At 64.5% G+C, this 19,074-nt stretch carries 14 protein-coding genes and 1 pseudogene; 9 read left to right on the forward strand and 6 right to left on the reverse strand.

The genetic code is table 11. From position 1 onward, the window contains the following. Nucleotides 1-95: 95 nt before the first annotated feature. From ACGFYH_RS33975 to ACGFYH_RS33985, 3 genes and pseudogenes are all read left to right on the forward strand, one after another. A pseudogene (locus ACGFYH_RS33975) lies at nucleotides 96-293 on the forward strand (hypothetical protein); the annotation flags it as partial. Then, the gene (locus ACGFYH_RS33980; protein WP_393807023.1) at nucleotides 290-1,555 is read left to right on the forward strand and encodes a DNA cytosine methyltransferase; all 1,266 of its coding nucleotides are present in this window, start codon (nucleotides 290-292) and stop codon (nucleotides 1,553-1,555) included. The pseudogene ACGFYH_RS33975 and the gene ACGFYH_RS33980, both read left to right, overlap by 4 nt. Further along, nucleotides 1,556-2,671 (forward strand): DnaB-like helicase N-terminal domain-containing protein, encoded by a 1,116-nt coding sequence (locus tag ACGFYH_RS33985; protein WP_393807024.1) that lies wholly within the window; start codon nucleotides 1,556-1,558, stop codon nucleotides 2,669-2,671. A gap of 284 nt (nucleotides 2,672-2,955) precedes the next feature. On the opposite strand, the gene ACGFYH_RS33990 is transcribed toward ACGFYH_RS33985, so the two are convergent. From ACGFYH_RS33990 to ACGFYH_RS34015, 6 genes are all read right to left on the reverse strand, one after another. Continuing rightward, nucleotides 2,956-4,248, reverse strand: a complete 1,293-nt coding sequence (locus tag ACGFYH_RS33990) for a DNA sulfur modification protein DndB (RefSeq protein WP_267073830.1) — start codon at nucleotides 4,246-4,248, stop codon at nucleotides 2,956-2,958. Nucleotides 4,249-4,280: 32 nt separating this feature from the next. Continuing rightward, entirely contained in the window at nucleotides 4,281-4,883 is a 603-nt protein-coding gene (locus ACGFYH_RS33995) for a hypothetical protein (RefSeq protein WP_266490136.1), read from the reverse strand. Nucleotides 4,884-5,030: 147 nt separating this feature from the next. Continuing rightward, nucleotides 5,031-5,867: a phosphoadenosine phosphosulfate reductase family protein gene (locus ACGFYH_RS34000; protein WP_266490137.1), complete on the reverse strand. Its 837-nt coding sequence runs from the start codon at nucleotides 5,865-5,867 to the stop codon at nucleotides 5,031-5,033. Nucleotides 5,868-5,869: 2 nt separating this feature from the next. After that, complete coding sequence (locus ACGFYH_RS34005) at nucleotides 5,870-9,433, reverse strand: ATP-binding protein (RefSeq protein WP_393807025.1); 3,564 nt, start codon at nucleotides 9,431-9,433, stop codon at nucleotides 5,870-5,872. Then, a complete protein-coding gene (locus ACGFYH_RS34010) occupies nucleotides 9,430-10,533 on the reverse strand; it encodes a DUF4007 family protein (RefSeq protein WP_386474056.1) in 1,104 nt (367 codons plus the stop codon). The genes ACGFYH_RS34005 and ACGFYH_RS34010 overlap by 4 nt, the downstream gene beginning before the upstream one ends. 56 nt (nucleotides 10,534-10,589) lie before the next feature. Beyond that, on the reverse strand, nucleotides 10,590-11,759 hold the full coding sequence (locus ACGFYH_RS34015; protein WP_393807026.1) for a cysteine desulfurase family protein: 1,170 nt from the start codon (nucleotides 11,757-11,759) through the stop codon (nucleotides 10,590-10,592). Between the two features lie 460 nt (nucleotides 11,760-12,219). Here ACGFYH_RS34015 and ACGFYH_RS34020 point away from each other — a divergent pair, with 460 nt between their 5' ends. The 6 genes from ACGFYH_RS34020 (at nucleotide 12,220) to ACGFYH_RS34045 (ending at nucleotide 18,844) form a co-directional block, all read left to right on the forward strand. Then, nucleotides 12,220-13,839 carry a DEAD/DEAH box helicase gene (locus ACGFYH_RS34020; RefSeq protein WP_393807027.1) on the forward strand — a complete coding sequence of 540 codons (1,620 nt, stop codon included), beginning with the start codon at nucleotides 12,220-12,222 and terminating at the stop codon, nucleotides 13,837-13,839. Continuing rightward, on the forward strand, nucleotides 13,836-15,704 hold the full coding sequence (locus ACGFYH_RS34025) for an ATP-binding protein (protein WP_267073836.1): 1,869 nt from the start codon (nucleotides 13,836-13,838) through the stop codon (nucleotides 15,702-15,704). Before ACGFYH_RS34020 ends, ACGFYH_RS34025 begins: the two co-directional genes overlap by 4 nt. Next, nucleotides 15,701-16,612, forward strand: a complete 912-nt coding sequence (locus ACGFYH_RS34030) for a phospholipase D family protein (protein ID WP_393807028.1) — start codon at nucleotides 15,701-15,703, stop codon at nucleotides 16,610-16,612. Before ACGFYH_RS34025 ends, ACGFYH_RS34030 begins: the two co-directional genes overlap by 4 nt. A gap of 180 nt (nucleotides 16,613-16,792) precedes the next feature. Then, nucleotides 16,793-17,434, forward strand: coding sequence for a helix-turn-helix transcriptional regulator (locus ACGFYH_RS34035; RefSeq protein ID WP_393807029.1), 642 nt, complete (start codon nucleotides 16,793-16,795; stop codon nucleotides 17,432-17,434). Nucleotides 17,435-17,646: 212 nt separating this feature from the next. Beyond that, a complete protein-coding gene (locus tag ACGFYH_RS34040; protein WP_393807030.1) occupies nucleotides 17,647-18,450 on the forward strand; it encodes a phosphoadenosine phosphosulfate reductase in 804 nt (267 codons plus the stop codon). Between the two features lie 76 nt (nucleotides 18,451-18,526). Continuing rightward, nucleotides 18,527-18,844: a hypothetical protein gene (locus ACGFYH_RS34045; RefSeq protein WP_393807031.1), complete on the forward strand. Its 318-nt coding sequence runs from the start codon at nucleotides 18,527-18,529 to the stop codon at nucleotides 18,842-18,844. Nucleotides 18,845-19,074 lie beyond the last annotated feature (230 nt).

Here is a 19,074-nt window from a genome sequence, read left to right on the forward strand (position 1 = left end):
CAGCAGGCACCGATCGCCTACGAACAGCAGTCAGCTCCCCTGACATTTGCCGCATAACGAAACGAACAGGTGTCCACTCATCGGGGACAAGACCCCACCGCTCGCGTGTCCCTCTCGGGCAAGCCCCGATCGATCACGTCACGGCCGCCGAATGGGCCGCCATCCGCCAGGAACTCGGAAGTGACGAAGACCCCGCCGCTCTGGAAGAAGGCGTCCCGGACGGCTGCTCGCCCTGGGCCTGCCGCGGCGACGCGGACGCGCTGGCCCAGGACGACTTCGGGCTGGCCACGTGATCGTGCTCGACCTGTTCGCCGGGCCCGGCGGCTGGAGCCACGCCCTGACCGTCCTCGGGGTGCGCGACGTCGGCCTGGAATGGGATGAGTGGGCCTGCAAGACCCGCGCGGCGGCACGGCAGTTGACGATCCGCACCGACGTCGCGATGTATCCGGTGGGGCCCTTCCTCGGAAGGACTACCGGACTCATCGCCAGCCCGCCCTGCCAGGCATGGTCGAAGGCCGGCAAACGCCTCGGGCTCCTCGACCAGCCCTTGGTCCACCAGGCCGTCGCCGACCTCGCCGTCGGCCGCGACACCCGCGAACAGCTCCTCACCGCCTGCCAGGACGAGCGCTCCCTGCTCGCCGCCGAGCCCATGCGCTACCTGCACGCCCTGCACCAGCACGGCCAGCCCGAGTGGATCGCGATGGAGGAAGTTCCGGACGTCCTGCCCCTGTGGCGCCAGTACGCCGCAATCTTGCGCAGCTGGGGCTTCTCGGTGTGGACCGGGATCCTGAACGCGGCGGACTACGGAGTGCCGCAGACGAGACGGCGCGCAATTCTGCTCGCCTCCCGCACTCGCACCGCCGATCCGCCGCCGCCCACACACGCCAAGGTCGCCGAGCCGGAGTCGCTGTTCGGGCCGGGCCGCGCCCGGTGGGTGTCCATGGCCGAAGCCCTCGGGTGGGGCGCCACCGACCGCCCGGTGCCGACCGTGTGCGCCGGCGGAGGCCCGGGAGGCGGCCCGGAGCCCTTCCCGTCGGGATCACGCAAGACCCTCAGCGACGCCCGCGACCGCGGAACTTGGAAGCCCCAGAGCACCCTCATCCTGCAGTCCCGCCGGGAAGGCGCGGGGTGGACGGCTCGGCACGGTGCCCGGGAGAACCGGCCGGCCGACGAGCCTGCCCCTACCTTCACCGGCGAAGCACACCGCTGGTCATGGTCACTGCGCAGCAACAACCAGTCCAACGCGACCGTACGCCGGTCCGACGAGCCCGCCGGCACCCTGTTCTTCGGTCATCGCGCGAACGAATGCGTCTGGATCGCCGAACCCGCCCCCAGCACCACCGGCGAGGAGCAGGCGGCGCCGGAGTCCATCCGGATCACCGCCCAGGAAGCCGGCCGCCTGCAGACTTTTCCCGCCGACTATCCCTGGGCCGGGAACAAAGGCCAGGTCTTCGGCCAGATCGGCAACGCGGTGCCGCCCCAGCTCGCCGCCCACCTGCTGGCCCCGCACCTCGGCAAGACCCTCCACCCCGACGACTTCACCCTGGCCGCGTAGATGCCCCACTCCACCGACCCGTACGAGGACGACCTGGACGACCTCCCCTCTCCTCGGCCCGTCCACTACGCCGAGCAGTCCCTGCTCGGTGCGCTCCTCCTGGACCCCCACCGGCTTGACGACATCCGTGGCCTGGGAGCGGAGCAGTTCAGCAACCACGCCCACGGCGCCCTCTTCCAGGCCATGCGCACGGTGCCGCTGCCCGATCCGGAGGCCCACCGCTCCGATCCCGCCTGGCTCAACTCCGTCCTCGACGCGGCCCGCCCCTATGCCCCCGGGCTGACCGCCTCCTACCTCCACACCCTCGTCCAGGTCTGCCCGTGGCCCCAGCACGCGCCGACGTACGCCCGGATGATTCAATCCGATCACGCCCGGCGCACGCTGCTCATGCACGCCCAGCGCCTCGCACAGACCGCGACCGACGCCACCCTGCCCAACCGGGCCGTCGCCACCCTGGCCCAGGCCGACGCCCTCGCACAGTTCATGGACACGCTCGCCGGACAGTTCGCCCCGCACCCCGGCTCCCTGCCGCGCACCGTCCTGCCGAAACAGCCCATGGCGCGCAGCAGCGAGGAAGCCCTCGACGAGGAACAACTCCTCCTCGCCACCGCCACCGCGCACCCGACAGCTCTGAAGGACATGCGCTGGCTCCAACCCGACGACTTCGCGCACTCCCTGCACGCAACCCTGTGGCAGTGCCTGACCTCACTGGTCCACCGCGCAGAGCCCGTGGACCCCGTCACCGTGCTCTGGGAAGCCCAGCACCGCGGCCTCCTCGCGGCCGGTGACCTCACCGCCGGTGACCTGATGGCTCTGGTCTCCACACCCGTTGGGTCAGCCGAGTACTGGGGTGAACGCATCCTTCAACGCGCCCTGCTGACCCGCGCGTGCGACGTCGCCACACGGATCGCCACCTACGCCGAAGACCCGGCCAACACGACGCACCAACTGATCACCGGCAGCCGCCGTGCCCTGGCCGACCTCACCGCCCTGCGCACCCGCTGGCAACGCAGCACCGCCCCCACACCACGGACGACGCCTCGTACTCCGCGCAGCCCGGCCGTCTCCCGCGCCGGCCCGCCGCCCCGAACCACCACAGCACGAGCACTCCGATAGTCCGCTCCGGCCAACCCGCGCGCCAAGGTGTCCCAATCAGGGGGCCCTTAGAAATATCGATATGCCCTGCTGCTCCAGGTACGCGCTCGTTGGCCACCGTTCAGTTCGTGCCACCGTCCGGCGGCGGCCAAGCCATGAGCTCCCTGCTGGTCGTGATCGTCATGGCCGGACATCGTACTGACCGCGCCCGCAGGGCAGCACGACGCGCGGGTCTGTGCAAACTACCCGCGAGGGCTGCCCCTGCCTCGCGGCCTCGATGCGTCTCGCAGAGACCGTTGCGTTCGTCAGTCAGCATCGACAGGGAGCAATCCGAACAGCTCCTCGGCCGGCACTGGGTACTTGCTCTTCATCACGTCGGAATAGGAGCGCAGCGCCCTGCTGATCTGAGCTTTGGAGCGCGGCGCAAGGTGGACAAGGAGGAGATCATATAGAAGCTGAGTGTTGCCACTGGCCATCTTTCCCTTCGCCTTCGTACCCTCGGGGGTTTCGATCCACATGGAGGAGAAAGGCGCTGAGGTCATCTTCCAGTCGAGCGCTGCCAAACGCTTCATGACTTCGGGCCACGTCAGGGCCCCCTGTTCCAGAACATGCCGCATGGCCCGAGCCACCTGCACCTGGATGGCCGGGCGCATGAACGGATGACCGGCACCGTCTCGGCCCTTCGGGGCCCGAAGATCCTTGGGGGACACAGAAGCAAGGTAGCGCTTCCGCAGGTTGCCGCATGCGTCAAGGAACTCCACGATGCGGGTAGTGAGGATCTCAAAGCTCTGGTCGAGAAGTTCATCGGTAGCCCGCTGCGTGGACTGCTCGATGGCACAAGGAAGGTCGAAGCCGATCTCCTTGGTGATGTCGTACAGCACGCTGATAGTGCTCCATGCGGGACTGGACGCGTTGATGGAGCGCTGAGCGAGCACCAGCTCACCGTCCTGGCCCACCTTGCTAAATACGAGAACCGCCTTCTCACGGCTCAAAAAGGGGTCATCGTCAAGCAAACGTCGAGTGAGGATGGCGAAGCTGTCGTCCTCGTCGAGAGCAATATTCTCCTGCGGATTAGTGCTCTTGGCGTTTCGGTTGATGTTTGTGAATAGCCGCCGTGTGCGACGTCGCCCATCTGGGGTGTCGAAGTGCGGCACGACGATTACGTTGATGTCCTCGCTACCCAGCTCTGGGTTCTTCTTGATCGCGTCCTTGATTGCTTTGAGCCGATGCTGACCGTCAAGGGCGAAGAACTGCTGGGTACCGTCGAAAGTGAGGACCCCGAAGTTTCGGTCAAGCCCCTGGAGGACGGCTTGATTCTCAGAATCCATCTCCACCGAGAGATAGTTGGGATCACCACCCCACACCGCAATGATAATGGCCCCGAGAAATCGGTTCTCATTAGTAAGAAGGTAGTCGGTAATCTTCTCCGTGCGGGTTCCGACACCACGCTGAATCATGGTGCCAAGATCACGGTTTCCCCCAAGTTCGTGCGCAAAATTGATTTCGCGGGCCACCTGGGCGTAGCTCATAAGACAGGAGTAGTAAGTCCAGTTTCCCACCTTGGCCTCGAAGGCGGGGACGAACGTCTTGGACGGCATGAGGTACCTCGATATCAGGAAACGGGGTAAAGCTAGGAGCGAAGTGCCGGCTTCTGAATGCTGCTGAGACGGGCGCGCAACTTGGGGCCGCCCTGGATGTTGATTGGCGGGTTGTACAGGTGAATCAGGCGATCTTCCAGATTTTTGATCATCGACCGCTCGTCGACCGTTGCGAACCAGAACTCAAGAGGGTGCAAGGCCAGGTAGTGAGTCAGCCGGCCTGCCCGGGTAGTCGGCGGTTCCCTGGTCCAGAGGTCCTCGGGATTTCCGCGCAGGTGCTTCCTGTAGTCCTTGAACCTGTTCCTGAGAGTGTTGCCCAATTCCCCGGCTCCGCCCGCATGGCCGATGTAAAGCACTTGATGGAAGCCGCCCTCGGTCAGATCCGCCATGACGAGCCTGATCGCCGGCCGCCAGACGAACATGTAGAGACCGGGCTCGTCAGGGATCGATCCAGTGATGCTCTCGACCGCGGTGAGCCTCTCCCACGGCGAGGCGTAGCGCTTCAGGTCGTCCTGCAGGAGGTGGTGCGCAGGCACATCCAGCATCGGGGTGATACCAAGCTGTATCTCTAGAGCAGGACTGGCGTCCAGGCGGTGCCGGATGACCGCACGCGCAACGGTTTCTGGTGTCGCCATTCCTGATGCGCTCCGGCCGGGTGACGGTGTGTGATGAGTCCACACATCTTTACACGCAGGGCTGACAGCAAGTGCGATGAGACAGAAAAGAGCCCGATGAGTGACGGTACGTCACCAATCGGGCTCTTTTCTGAGTGAGTTGATCACTCAGAGGTGGCAGACTGAACAGCCAGCCTCGTCATCGTCAGCGTCGAGCGCGTCCGAAAGGACCTCCAGGAGCGGCCTGTTGGGCTTGATGCGCTTCGCCGCCCGTTCCAGGTTGGCCTCGTGCTTGGCCTCGATCTCGTCCCGGCGTTCTATCAGCTGATGCAGGGACTCCCCCTGAGACCAGGTGTAGTCGCGCCCCTGCATGGCCGTGTCCTGGTGCCGGATCTTCTCCTCGTAGGCCACGGCCTTGTCGAAGAGTTCGGGATGGCGGTCCTTGAGTCCAACCCATTCGTGCTTGCGCTGGAAGAAGCAGAAGTAGCAGCCTGATCGCGTGCGCCACTCGTAGTAAGCCGGCAGGCCAGTGCCGGCCTCATCGAGGATGCGGCCGACACCCTCACGGTCAATGCCATCCTCTCGGAAGGGGAAGACCGCGGTGATGTTCGGCTTAGTGCTTACGTAGCCAAGCCGGTTTTCGTCGGCGCGGATAGCGACGTAGGAAATGACCTCGTCTTCGCCGACCCACTCTTCAAGTGGCTTGATTTTCAGGTTCTTGGTGCACCAGCGCATCTGAGGGCTCGGCAGAGTGCCCTGGTAGACCTCAAGCCAGTGGTCGAAGTCCCGGTCGGTGTTCAGCCTGGTGATCGGCTTGCCCACGGCGGCCTCGAGCTTGTTGAGATACTCGTAGGTTTCCGGCAGTTCTGCGCCCGTATCACAGAAGAAATATTCCATCTCCGGCACACGGTCACGCATATAAATGGCGAGGGCGGAAGAATCCTTCCCGCCGGACAGTCCCAGGACGTGCCGGACCTTCTTCGCTGGGGCGGTTGCGTCGGTCATGGTCACTCCGTCCTCTCAACTGCAGTAGGGGTAACGGGCTCGGACACTCGCTGGGCGAGGGCGGCGAGCAGGATGCGGGCGCCGTCGGGGCCGAGCATCTTCTCAGCCTGCACTACGACACTGACAGCGAGGCTTTCGGCCTCCTGCCGAGATTGTTCGGGCAGGTAGATCAGTGTGCGCTGCTCGGCGCCGTCCTTGTCGGTCAAGGTGAGCAGGCGGGCTTGAAGATCTTCGTCGGCTCGACCAGACGGCTCGCCGCTCTTGTACAGGTGGCTGACCCGGTCGAGAGCGGCAGCCATTTCCTTGACACGCTTAGCGAAGAGAGAGACGTCCTTGTCTGTCCAGTCGCCGAGTGCGGAGTGAGACAGCCGCACGATCATGGGGTCGAGCCAGTCTGAATCCGACAGGCCCTCGTTCAGCGCTATGGCGACGAACCCGCGCAGCTCCAGGCTGAGGGAAACGTTGGCGAACCCCTGGAGGCGGGCCGCGAGCGCTCGTCGCATTTCTGCTACCGAGGAGGGCAGTCGGAACTCCCGGCTGATGGTTTCGACGACCTCGGCGCGCAGGGCACGCTCGGCGCCAGAGATCTCTTCGACTGCGGCAGCGAGTCGCTCAGCGTAGCCCTTGTTGCCGTTGGTGCTCTTCCGAGCCTCCGGGCTGATCGGGTCCAGCCCGAGTGCCTGCGGGAGTGCGTGGAAGAGAAGCTCGTCGGGGTCTTGCGCGGTGAACAACGCCGAGCGCACTGCAACGGCATCCTTGCTGATCCGTTGCGTGCGGCGGGCATACGGCGTCAGCACCATGACCCGCTCGATCAGAGCGCGGGTAACGGCAAGGAGGGCCGGATTACGCAGCGCCTGCGAACGGGGCGGCTCAACGTCGAGCGCCACCGAGAGCTTCTTTACGACGCTCTGTCGCAGGCCGTCGCCGAGGGGCGTCGCCTTCACGGAGAAACGCCCCGGGGCTTTGACCATTCGCTCCACCACGTCGGCCGTCAGGCGCGGCAGGTAGGAGCCTTCTTCGAACAGAGCGACATCCTGGCTGCGCAGAATCAGCGCAGTGACTACAAGGAGCGGCACTACGCCGGCCTTGACGCCGTAGGGCGGCACCATGATTGCGCGGTGGATCTTGTCGAGGTCAGTGCGCTTGTGGGCATCCGAGAGCGCTGCTTCCAGCGCGTCCCAGACCGCAAGCGCGTGGGCGTGCGAGGGGCCCGGCCGTGAGAAGCCGTAGGGCAGCAGAGACGTTGCGGAGTCGTCCGCCTCGACGCTATTCGCTCGGTGTAGGCCCATGTACTCCAGGGCCCCGCTGTACATGGCACGTTCGGCCGGGTACTTGTCGATCCCCAGGTGCCGTTCGCCGGACTTGGTCAGCATGGCGGTCAGCAATTCGCGGCGCGATTTGGCGCCCTGGCTGGTCAGCTCGTGGCGGCCGAGCATCTCGTTGCGGATGTGGGGGGTTGCGGGGAAGACCTGGTCGCAGGCGATGGACGCGAGGCCGCTGAGACTGCGGCTTTCGATCACCTCACCGTCGCCGGCGTCTGCAGTGATGCCTGATCGCCAGAGGCGCCAAGTGGCCCGCTGCGTCAGGGGGAAGAACGCTGCGCTGAGCAGCTCAAGCAGGTCACGCTTGGCCGCCGACGTGCGCTCGGAGATCTCTCGCTGAGCCACAGGGTCCAGGGACTTGTCGAGCTGCAGTTCTTCCAGCGCCACGAGATGGAATGCGGCGCGCAGGACGAGGTCGGGTTCCTCCGTTACGCCAAGTACGACGGGCAACGACGAATCGACGAGAGGCCGGTCCTGGATGGTGCCGAGGTGGAAGACGAGCAGGCCGTCGGCCTGATCGTTGAGCTCGTCAGGGCCTTCGACCGACTTTGTTTGCGAGCCGGTGATTTTGACGAAGAGGGCGCGGAGCATGCCCGTGATCTGGCTGTGTCGGCCAGCTGCGACAGCCAGTGGGAGGTAGTCGCCGAGTCGTTGGAGGACGGCTGCTTCATCGAGATGGCCGAGCGTCTCCTTGAGGCGCGTGTCGATGTCAAAGTTGCTGCCGCGCCAGACTCGGTACTCGCCGTTGAAGGCGCGGTAGACCAGGAAGCCGCGGTCCACGAGGCCGTTGAGCTGTTCCTCCAAAACGGCGAAAGTCTCAGGGCTGGAGCCGTTTGCTGGTTCGTGCAGTGCGAAATGGATCATGGCTGCGGTTGCTCGCAGCGCGCCATCGGAGTCGATCAGGTTCAGCATGCCGACCGTGCGCAGCAGGTTCTGTTCGGCAGCGGACAGGCCGTTGGCTTCGGTGACCCGGGATTCGATCTCAATCCAGCGGCTGGCGTTGCTCGACGCGAGAAGCGAGGTTCGGCCGGAGTCGAGGAAGAAGTCGTATAGCTGCGGAAGCTGGACGGTCGTGGCCCGGCGCGGCTTGGCAGTGGAGAAGGACGCGAGCGAGCGGCGAACTGTATGGGGTTCGTCGTTGTTGAGGAACCCAGCCAGGCTCCGATCGTGCTGGCCGATCTGCGCCGCAAGGAACGGGGCCGCTACCGCAGTCAGCGGATGCAGCGGGTACAGGTCTGCGAAGTCCTGCGTCTTGAGGTCCACGACGTCGTTGAGGCCGTGATGGTGCCAAGCCTGGGCAGCAGCCTCGGCATGGGTCTGAATCAGCTTGCGGCCGGACTCTGTCACGGCTGACTGGTCAAGCCGGCGACGCATCAGTTGGACTGCGTCACCCAGGTGGGGAGCAAAGGTGATGTCTTCGAAGCGACCTTGGATCTTTGCCCATTCGCGGGTCTGCAGCTCGCTGGATTGAGCGGCGTAGTCCATGAATGAGAGGTGCTGCAACGTCATCATGAAGAGCGGCAGACCACGGTCTCCGGCGCTCTTCTCCGCGAGGTCCTGCAGCAGGAACAGATCGTCCTTGGCACTGGAGAACTCACTGTGTCCGGCGAGGTGTTCAAGGGTCTTGCCGAACTCGTCAATGATCAACAGGAGCGGCTGCTGCGCGCAGAGCGCGGTAACGGCGTCGACGACATTCTCAGGCTTGGCAGTGGAAGGGTCGGCGCACCGCGCCAGCGCGGTTGAGACCGCTTTGGGCGTCCTGTTCGGCCAGCGGCGCCGAGCCGCTGTGTGCAGAGCTCGGGACAGGGTCGTGACGAGGGGTTCGCGGTGGGCCATCGCGACGGCGCCGAGGAAGCCGTTCGGCGCCATCTGGTCACGTGAAGCAGCAAGGCGCGCAGCTAGGCCAGGGCTGACCTCTGCTAGCACGGCCTCGGCCTCGACGCGGCGGCTCTTGTCGTGCCCAAGAATCGCGTCGATGAGGTTGGCCAGGGTGGACTTGCCAGAGCCGTAAGGGCCAGTAAACGACCATGAACGGGGGCGACGCTGGTCACCGAGAGCGTTGGCCACGCGGTCGAACACGTCGACGGCTCGCGCGCCGATGTAGGGAGAGTGCAGTTCGTCCAGCACGTCGCGCTCCACATTGGTGGAGCGCATACGGGAGCCGATCAGCTCAACGCCAGCAGGAAACTGAGGTCCACCGGAGGCTTTGCGGGCGGCGGGCCGCGTGGGGGTCTCAGTGGTCACTGGGTCTCCTCGATCAGGGTGAGCTGCTGCTCTACGGCATCCTGAAGCTTGAACTCGCGCGCTTCAGCTTCGGCGAGTTTGGGGTAGGCGAGCGCCCATTGCTCCCGGGTGGGGAAGTCCGGACGCTTACGGACGTTGTCGTACTGAGCGTCCAGGACGTCCCAGGCCAGTTCGAAGGGATCGGAAGTGAATGCCAGACTGCGCTGGCCAACAGCCTCGACTACCTGCAGCCCCGGAGTGGTAGCAGCGACTCTCTCCAAGGCTGCGGCGACGTCAGGTTCCCGCACACGGAAGGCCCGCCCAGGAGCACCGTGCTCGTTAGCCAGCCGGGCAAGGGAGATCGAGCCAGCGCCACGGGTCGTACGGGCGGCGTAGTCAAGGCACGCGTATGCCACTACCCGATCCGGCAGAGAGATGCGTGAGCCGGTCGTGAATTCCCACTCCGAGCGCCCCGCGGCGGGGTGGTCCACTGCCTCCATGAGGCCCAGCTCACGGAACGGGCACGCCAGCAGGTCCTCGAACGCGCCGGGAGCACCGCCCTTTGCACGTTTTGCGGGAACATACATCTTAGTGATGCAGTCAACGTCCTTGGCGATGGAGGCCCCGACCGGCGCTTCGGCGTAGGACAGGTTCACGTGCCGCACGATCAATTGGGTGAGATCAGATGCCGTGAAGCGGGCGAACGGAGCGAGCTGGAAGGCGACGTACCAGGACGGCGCCCAGCTCTTGGCTCCGGGCCGCGAGCACAGCAGCCACCAGTGCAGGAGCCACAGGCTGCCATGCTCTTCGAGATACGGGTCAGCCCCGTCCTCGTCGAGCAGCCACCGCGCCTCCCACGTGGGATAGGAGAACATCGCTCGGGAGTTGCCGTCGTCGCCGTAGAACTCGCGGGTCAGTTTGAAGGCCCGCGACCAGTAACGCATCGAGTTGGCCATGTTCTTGCCCACCCCGAGGAGGACGGGGGCGTCGTCCGCGAGGAATGTATCCGGACGCTCCTTGACCTGCATGTACGCCTTATGAAGCCACCCGAACCGCGGCGCAAAGGTCTCATGGCGCGCGAAGGAGGAATGGGCGGCTTCTGCGAGCCGGCTATCTGACATGCGAGGCTTTCTCCGTGTCCGTCAACGCGTGGATGATCTTCAGGCCGAGGGGCGTACTACAGCGGAACCGCGAGAGCGGTCCGTACCTGCCGGACGGCTCGGACCGCTGATACAACGGCCCGGTCGATATCGTGGGAGGTCGTGGCGTATCCAAGAGAGAAACGGACCGTGGAGTCGGCCTCTTCCCTGCTGCGCCCCATCGCCAGAAGCACATGACTAGGGCTAGGTGCGCCGGAGGAGCAGGCGCTGCCCTCGGACGCAGCCACGTCCGGCATTGCAGCAAGCACCGCATCCGCCGGAGCCCCGTGGAAGGTGATGCTGGTGACTCCGGGCAGTCGCTGGCTGAGCGCGCCATTGATCCGACAGTCGCCAGCCTGTTCAACGAGCGAAGCCTCCAGCACATCGCGCAGCTGTGCGATGTGTGCCGCTTCGGCAGGCAGTGCCTTCCGAGCCGCCTCAGCGGCGGCGCCTGCTCCTGCGATACCCGCCACGTTCAGGGTCCCTGCCCGCCACCCCCGCTCCTGACCGCCCCCGAAGAGCAGCGGGCGGTAGGGCAACGAGATGCCTCGGCGCACGAACAGTGCGCCCACTCCTTGCGGACCACCGAATTTATGCGCCGAAAGGGAGAGGAGGTCCACGTCCGTCTCGGCGAGATCGATCGGGAGGCGGCCAACGATCTGCGTCGCGTCTGTGTGGACAAGCGCGCCCAGCTCGTGAGCAGCCTCAACAATGGGGGCGAGATCTGTGAGCACGCCGGTCTCGTTGTTGGCAGCCATCAGCGACACGATCGCGACCTCGTTCGTCGCCAAAGCCGCATGAAAAGCCTCCATGTCGACCAGGCCGTCTTCGTCGACAGGCAGCAGCATCAGAGAGCCGGAGTTCTCAGCGGTGAGTGCCTTGGCAGTCTCAAGCACAGCCGGGTGTTCGGCCCTGCCCGTTACGATCTTGCCCCCAGCGGCGAACGCCGCCCGCAGAGCAAGGTTGTTGGCCTCTGTCGCGCCGGAGGTGAAGACGATCTCGCCGTGAGAGCAATTCAGAAGGTCAGCGATCTGTCGGCGCGCCAAATCGACGCGGCTGGAGGCATCCCGTCCGGAACGGTGTGTACTGGAAGCGTTACCGACCGTTCGCATCGCAGACAGGGCGGCTGCCAGCGCTTCAGGGCGAGTCGGCGCCGTGGCGTTGTAATCGAGGTAGGCCAGACCTACATCATGTGACTGGTGTGTCACGTTCCACCCTGTTTCGCTCCGGTCTCCTTCGGCAACTGGCGGCGAATCTCCTGCACCGCGAGATCATTCACCAGTAGTACGTGGAGATCCTAACCGGAGCTAGGGCGGAACCGGAGCGGCGGCATGAACTTTGAAGCCCTCCGGGGCCACCTTGGCACCAGAATAGAACGTTTGTTCCCCGATGTTAAAGGGCCATTGCAGGGCTGAACTGCTGGGCATGACGCACGAGTTCAGCTTCGGCGTCGCTGTGTCCCTCGGGGCGCGGAAGGCGGAGGAGCAGCGGTTCCGGTAGACCGGTCCCAGCGGCGGGCGGGCGCGGCTAGGGTTTGATCACGAGGCCCGGTGCGAGCTGGATGTGCGCCCGCGCCTCTATCCGGCGGACAAAGGATCAGGGGCTGAGGGTGGGAGTCGAAGACTCTGGAAGTGTTGGTGTCCCGATGCGGACAAGCCGGGCCACCCCATGACCGGATCCCCTGGCATCGCCTTTACATCCATCCTGAACGGCGCGCCGCTCTCCTACGTGCGCGACCTTCTCGGCGAGCACGCTTGTGCCCTGCTGGAACTTCTACACCAAGGAGAAGGGTCGGATGAGACGCTGCGCAAGGTAGCAGCCTCGGCTGTCTCGCCGGAACGGCTCGTCAGCGATTCGCTGGAGCGGACCCGGCTCCTAGACCTCATGCCCCAGGATAAGCGCACGGAGCTGGCTGACCGCCTTGGCTGCGTGGCTCATACGCGACCTGACGAATTCCTCGCGACGCTGCCCTGGTCGCTCGAACAACGCCGCTCGCTTCTCGGCTTCCTCGGCCTCGTCGTAGACAGGGCTCCCGAGGTGCCAGTCGCGTCCCGCACTTTCGCCGAGCCGCAGTATGGGATGTTTCCCCACCAGCGACGCGCTGCCGGCCGTGCACAGCGCATGCTCTACTCCGGAGAGCGCCGGGTCGTGCTGCACCTGCCTACCGGCGTCGGCAAGACCCGAACTGCCATGAACATCATCTGCGACCACCTGCGTCGCCATGAACCGAGCGTGGTGGTGTGGCTGGCCAGAGGCCGGGAGCTGCTGGAGCAAGCGGCAGCAGAGTTCGAGCGGGCATGGACCACGCTCGGCAACCGGGAAGTGGCCGTGGCGCGGATGTGGGGCGATGCGCCGGCGGACCTAGATGGCATCAACGACGGAATCGTGATCCTCGGCCTCGACAAGGCCAGCGCCGCCGCAAACGCCGATCCGACCTTCCTCGACCGACTTGGGCTGCACACCACCCTCACCACCTTCGACGAAGCCCATCAAGCTATCGCTCCGACGTATCGCAGGGTCGTTGAGGCACTCACGCTTCGCAGCGACTCGAGTCTCTTGGGTCTGACCGCCACCCCCGGTCGGACATGGGCCGACATCGCTGAGGACGAGAGGCTGTCGGACTTCTTCGCCCGCCAGAAGGTGATGCTGGAGATCGATGGGTACGACAACCCAGTCACGGCCTTGATCGAACAGGGCTACCTGGCGCGCCCCGATTTCAGCACTGTGGCCGCTAACTCCGGCACGCTTCTGAGCACTCGGGACCAGCAGGCCCTTGCCGCTTCCTTCGATATCCCAGACGCGTTGATGGCACGACTCGCAGACAACGTGCAGTGGAATCTGCAAGTCGTGCGCACTGTGCTTGACCTCAGCGAGCGCCACCGCCGGATCCTGCTCTTCGCTGCCTCGGTAGAGCACAGCCGCCTGCTCGTCGCGATCCTCTCAGCACTCGGCCTCGACGCAGACCAGGTGACGGCCGAGTCCCCCACGCGTCACCGCGACCGAGCCATCGCTCGGTTCAAGGGTCCTGGCCCCCGGCCCATGATCCTGTCGAACTTCGGCGTTCTGACCACTGGCTTCGACGCCCCAGCGGCAAGCGCCGCGGTCATCGCCCGCCCCACCCGTTCCCTGGTGCTCTACAGCCAAATGGTCGGACGGGTCATCCGCGGGCCGAAGGCCGGCGGAACACCCACCTGCGACATCGTCACCGTCATCGACCCTGAACTCCCAGGCTTTGGGGACGTAGCGGAAGCATTCACCAACTGGGAGGACGTGTGGAAGGCCCAATGACATCCAAGTACTCGATCGTCACCTCCGACCTGACGGTCAAAGCACTACAGGACAGTGGCTACAAGTCGACAGCTCATGCCATTGCGGAACTCATCGACAATGGCCTCGAAGCCAACGCCGACCTTGTCGAACTCTTTGTCGTCGAGTCGACCGATCGCCCTACCCACCGTGCCCGTTACCGCGTCGAAAAGATCGCCGTCCTAGACAACGGTGACGGCATGGATCCCGAAACCCTTCGACAGTCACTGCGCTTCGGAGCCGGTACCCGACAGGAGCGCAAAGGCATAGGGCGCTTCGGTGTCGGCCTTCCCAATTCCAGCATCTCTCAGTGCGACCGCGTCGACGTCTGGTCCTGGACTAACGGCCCGGACAACGCGCTGCACACCTACCTCGACCTGGGGCAGATTGCGCAGGGACTCGAAGAGGTACCTGAGCCCAAGCTCGACGCACTACCGACTGAATGGCAGGCACTCGCCGAAGGGCTGGGCAGCTCAGGCACCCTCGTTCAGTGGAGCCAACTGGAGCGCGTGCAGTGGCGTGGAGCCGAGACTACCGTCACGAATACCGAGCACCTGATCGGACGGGTCTACCGACGCCTCATCACCAAGGGAAAGCGAATCAAGCTTGTCCCGGTGCGCGGCTGGGCGCAGCTGCCGGGCGTCCGAGACACTCGACCCAATGACCCCCTCTACCTCATGGCACCAAGTTCCACCCCGACCCCCTTTGACACCAAGCCTATGTTCCGCGCACACGGGGCTGGCAACACCGGCCAAATCGGAGTAGAGAAGTTCCTGGTCATGGGCTCGGACGGTAACGAATACCCCGTCCTGGTCCGGTCTTCGATCGCAGTTGAGGCCGCCCGCCGCACAGACATTCCGGGCGAGCCGTGGCCCAGGAACGTGTCGCCCAGTTTGAAACCTGGCGATACTCCATGGGGGAAGCATGCATCCAAGAATCTGGGCATCTCCCTCATCCGCGCGGACCGCGAGCTCGATCTTGACACGGGGTGGGTCAACACCTACGAGCCGGAGGAACGGTGGTGGGGGGTGGAAATCGACTTCCCCCCGGCTCTCGACGAGGTCTTCGGCGTCACGAACAACAAACAGTCCGCAACGATCTTCTCTGAGCTGGCCAGCTTCAAATGGCGAGAGGAGGCCGCCGGTCTGTCGTACGAAGAATTCAGGGAGACGCTTCGTGAGGAGGGTGACCGGCGCCTGCCCCTCATCGAGATCGTCTATCACATCCGGGAAAAGCTGCTCGGCAAACTGCGTTCCGACCTGAAGGACCAGACTCAGGGAACGGGGACGAGCCGTAAGAGGCACGAGGTCGCCGAGGTACAGGCCGAGGAAGCAGTCAAGCGTCGCCGCACGGAAGCCCCGCCCAGCCTGACCGACAAACTCGCTGAAGAAACCACAGAGGAAGAAAGCAAGCAGCTCCAGTACGAGAGCCTGGTCAAAACGCACCGTTACAGCCCTGCAGATGCCCAGCGCATCATCGAAGAGACCATGTCTCAGGGCAAGCACATCCGGCTGCTGACCAGCCGCAACCCTGACTCCCCGGCCTTCTTCAACGTCGAGTACATCCCTGGCATGCTCCAGGTTGCCCTCAACATGGACCACCCGGTCTACAGCGACTTGATCGCGGTGCTCGACCAGGACATCGACGGAGCCAGCCGAGAAGATCTCGCGGAACGGCTGGCTTCTGCCGCTAAAGCCTTCAAACTCCTGCTCATTTCCTGGGCGCGATTCGAGGACGAGCAACCGGAGAAGCCACGCGAACGCGCCAAGCGCATGCGGCAGGACTGGGGACGCTTCGCCAGCGAATTCCTCGGTGCCAGCGACGCTGATGACGAGGACGACGAGTGACGACCGACCACGTCTGGCGTCAGATCGAACAGCTCCTCGCCACAGCGACGCACCGCGTAATCCTGATCGCCCCCTTCATCAAGAAGGAGGTTTTCCAGGCGGCGCTCGACGTCATCCCGGCTGGCGTCGAACAAATCACCTGTGTAACCCGGTGGTCCGTGCCGGAAGTGGCCGCAGGCGTCTCTGACCCTGAGATCGCCGAGCTGGCAGAGCAGGACGGCCGTGCCTCCGTCATGCTCTGCCACAACCTGCACGCCAAGCTGTATGCAGCCGATGACCTATACCTCGTGGGCTCAGCCAACCTGACGGGCAAAGCCACGGGCCGCGTGCCCGCAGCGAACATCGAGCTCTTGGTCGAACTGAGTGCTGCTCATCCCGAGGTGCAACGCGTGATCACGGCCATCAACGCCGGCTCCGTGCCAGGGACACTCGAACTGGCCCAGCAGATGCGCGAGCAGGCCAATCTCATGCTGGCAGACGAGGACAGCCCTCGAGTTGTCGTCCCCGGCCAGGACGAGCAGCCCGAGCGATGGCTTCCGGAGACCCGGAACCCAGAGCGTCTCTACCGCGTCTACAACGGACACCACCAGCACATTGGCAGCGACGTACTCGCCGGCGTGCTTCGAGATCTCGCACACCTTGACGTGGGCCCCGGACTTGCCGAGCAAGATTTCGGAAGGGCTGTCCTGGCCCGGCTGCACACCATGCCCGAACTGCAGGCGCTGACCAAAGCGGGCCGTATAAACCTCGCCGACGCCCAGGCGGAACTTGTGGCCGCGGAGGGATGCACGGGTGAGCAGGCGAAGCGGACAGTCGAGACCATCGCAGCCTGGCTGAGCTACTTCGACGAGGTCCACCTCGTCCCCGTCGGCCCATGGGAGATTCGGCAGGGCAAAGAACTTACGTAACGTGACGCAGCGCGCATGCGCTGGGGGCATCACGCGGACCTGCAGCGCTCTGTGTGCTGCCCCGGAGCGCATAGTGCACGAGCGTAGTCCAGCACGCACGGGACCCGCGCGATACCTTTGTTCCGCCCTGCGGACGGCCAGGGCCTCATCGTGTCGAGTGAAGCGAAAAGGTACCGGGACATGGCAGCGGCACGGACCCCATACCTGCTGGGACATGCCGAAATCGCCGACCTGTTCGGCGTCGCACGCCAAACCTCGCAAAAGTGGCGCGTCGACGGCACGCTAGCCAAACCGGACGTGGTTGCTTCCGGTAATCCTTACTGGCTGCTCGACACCGTTCTCCGCCTCGACGGCCACGCGGGCCGACAAGCCACTGCACAGCGCCTGGATCAGTACCGGTCTAGCATCCGTCGTGGATGCCGCATCGAAGACCCCGCTGCACTTCCCACCATCGTAGGAATTAAGGAAGTCGCACAGCTCCTCGGCGTTGACCAGCAGACCGTGTCGCGTTGGCGAAACCGCAAACAGCTCGTCGAGGCCGATCTCGTTCTCTCCCGGTCGCCGCTCTGGCTACTCGACACGATCGAGGCAGACGCTCTGGAGCGGGACCGCGTCATCTCACCAAACGAACTTGAGCGACTCCGGTCCGGCGAACAGGCCCCCCAAAAGCCAAGAGGTCGCAAGCCTGCCACCCACCGGCCAGCGAAGAAGGTCGTCCCGCCGGCCCGGAGTTTCACAGCCTCCGAGCGAGACGAAGCCATCAGCTTCGTCTCGCAGATGCTCTCCGAGGGGCACAGCGTGATCATCCGCCCGACCCGGTAGGCCCCTGCCCAACAAGCGACTGCGTCCAACGCCGCATCCACACACCCTCCAATGAAAGAAACAGTTGATCAAACCGCGCATGATGCATAGAGTCTCTCACGCCCGGTTCCGACTGTCACACAGGAGGCTCAGATGCCCCGCCACACCCGCACTGCCGCAAGGCCGGACCGCACTGGTGAACGGACACCCCCGCAGAAGCAGGGGGTCCACTCGTGAGGGTCATCTCCTACGGCGGCGGAGTCCAGTCCACTGCTCTTCTTGTGCTGGCCGCTCGCCGAGAAATCGACTTCCGCACCTTCCTCTTCGCCAACGTCGGCGACGACAGCGAGCACCCAGCAACACTCGCCTACATCCGCGAGGTTGCTATTCCATTCGCCGCCCGCGCAGGGCTGGAAATTCACGAACTCCAGCGACATCGTCGCGACGGAGCCACAGAAACGCTTATGCAACGGCTGAATCGACCCGACACCCGATCGATCCCCATTCCGGTTCGCATGGCGAACGGCGCTCCAGGCCGCCGCAACTGCACGGCCGACTTCAAGATCAAAGTCATAGGTCGGTGGCTCCGCCAACACGGTGCCAGCGCGCAGCACCCCGCCGAGGTGGGGATCGGCATCTCTCTTGACGAGATCCACCGGGCCAACCGCCGACGCAAAGAGGCACACGAGGAGATCGAATACCCGCTTCTCGACCTCGGCCTTCGCAGGGACGACTGCGAACGCATCATTACTAGCGCCGGCTTGCTCGTGCCGCCAAAAAGCGCCTGCTTCTTCTGCCCCTTCCGCACGGTCAGCGCGTGGCGCCATCAACGCCGGCACGAGCCTGAACTGTTCGCCCGGTCGGTCCGGCTGGAAGAGACGATCAATCGATGTCGCGCCGCCCTCGGGCGGGATGCGGTGTACTTGACTAGGTACGGCATACCGCTCCCGGTAGCCATCCCCGAGGAGGCGGAGCCGACTGCCATCGAAGCCCACGATGATGAGGGCACTTGCGACTCCGGCTGGTGCATGACCTGACACGATCGTGGCAGAGCATCAGCGGGGCACGGGCGACGCTGACGCTCTGCGAAGGCAAGATTAAGAGAGGGAGCAAGTGAACGCTAGCGGCAAGTTGGTCAGGGATCGCATCCCTGAAATCATCCAGGCTGATGGGGCCGATCCGACCACTTACATCGCTGGACCCGAGGAATATCGCAGAAGGCTACGGGAAAAGCTGAACGAGGAAGTCGCCGAGTTTCTTTCATCGGAGGCGGCGGCGGCTCTGGAGGAACTCGCTGATGTACTAGAAGTCGTGCACGCGCTCGCTGCGGACCTCGGCATAGACGCAACAGGACTGGAAAATATTCGCCAAGCCAAAGCGCGGGACCGCGGCGGTTTCACCCGCCGGATCGTTTGGACGGGCAACTGCTGATTTTTCGGTGCAACGTTGGCAAGCCCGCGGCTCATAACGAGAATTAGTCACAAACAGCAGCGCGACTAGTACTCTCGGATACCACCTTTTAGCGGCGGCTCATAAGGGCAGGACAATTTCAGGTCTGCCCGACGCGGATGCCGTAAACTAAATCCCTCAGTGCACCTGTTCAGGACGGTACGCGGGGGCATGAGCGCCCACACATGGTCTGACATCTGCATACGGCGTCG

The organism is Streptomyces sp. NPDC048392 (genome assembly GCF_043200575.1).
Classification (GTDB): Bacteria; Actinomycetota; Actinomycetes; order Streptomycetales; family Streptomycetaceae; genus Streptomyces.

Coding starts and splice junctions, on each gene's coding strand:
- ACGFYH_RS33985 (WP_393807024.1), top strand. CDS start 1,556: ATGCCCCACTCCACCGACCCGTACGAGGACGACCTGGACGACCTCCCC.
- ACGFYH_RS33990 (WP_267073830.1), bottom strand. CDS start 4,248: ATGCCGTCCAAGACGTTCGTCCCCGCCTTCGAGGCCAAGGTGGGAAAC.
- ACGFYH_RS33995 (WP_266490136.1), bottom strand. CDS start 4,883: ATGGCGACACCAGAAACCGTTGCGCGTGCGGTCATCCGGCACCGCCTG.
- ACGFYH_RS34000 (WP_266490137.1), bottom strand. CDS start 5,867: ATGACCGACGCAACCGCCCCAGCGAAGAAGGTCCGGCACGTCCTGGGA.
- ACGFYH_RS34010 (WP_386474056.1), bottom strand. CDS start 10,533: ATGTCAGATAGCCGGCTCGCAGAAGCCGCCCATTCCTCCTTCGCGCGC.
- ACGFYH_RS34020 (WP_393807027.1), top strand. CDS start 12,220: ATGACCGGATCCCCTGGCATCGCCTTTACATCCATCCTGAACGGCGCG.
- ACGFYH_RS34025 (WP_267073836.1), top strand. CDS start 13,836: ATGACATCCAAGTACTCGATCGTCACCTCCGACCTGACGGTCAAAGCA.
- ACGFYH_RS34035 (WP_393807029.1), top strand. CDS start 16,793: ATGGCAGCGGCACGGACCCCATACCTGCTGGGACATGCCGAAATCGCC.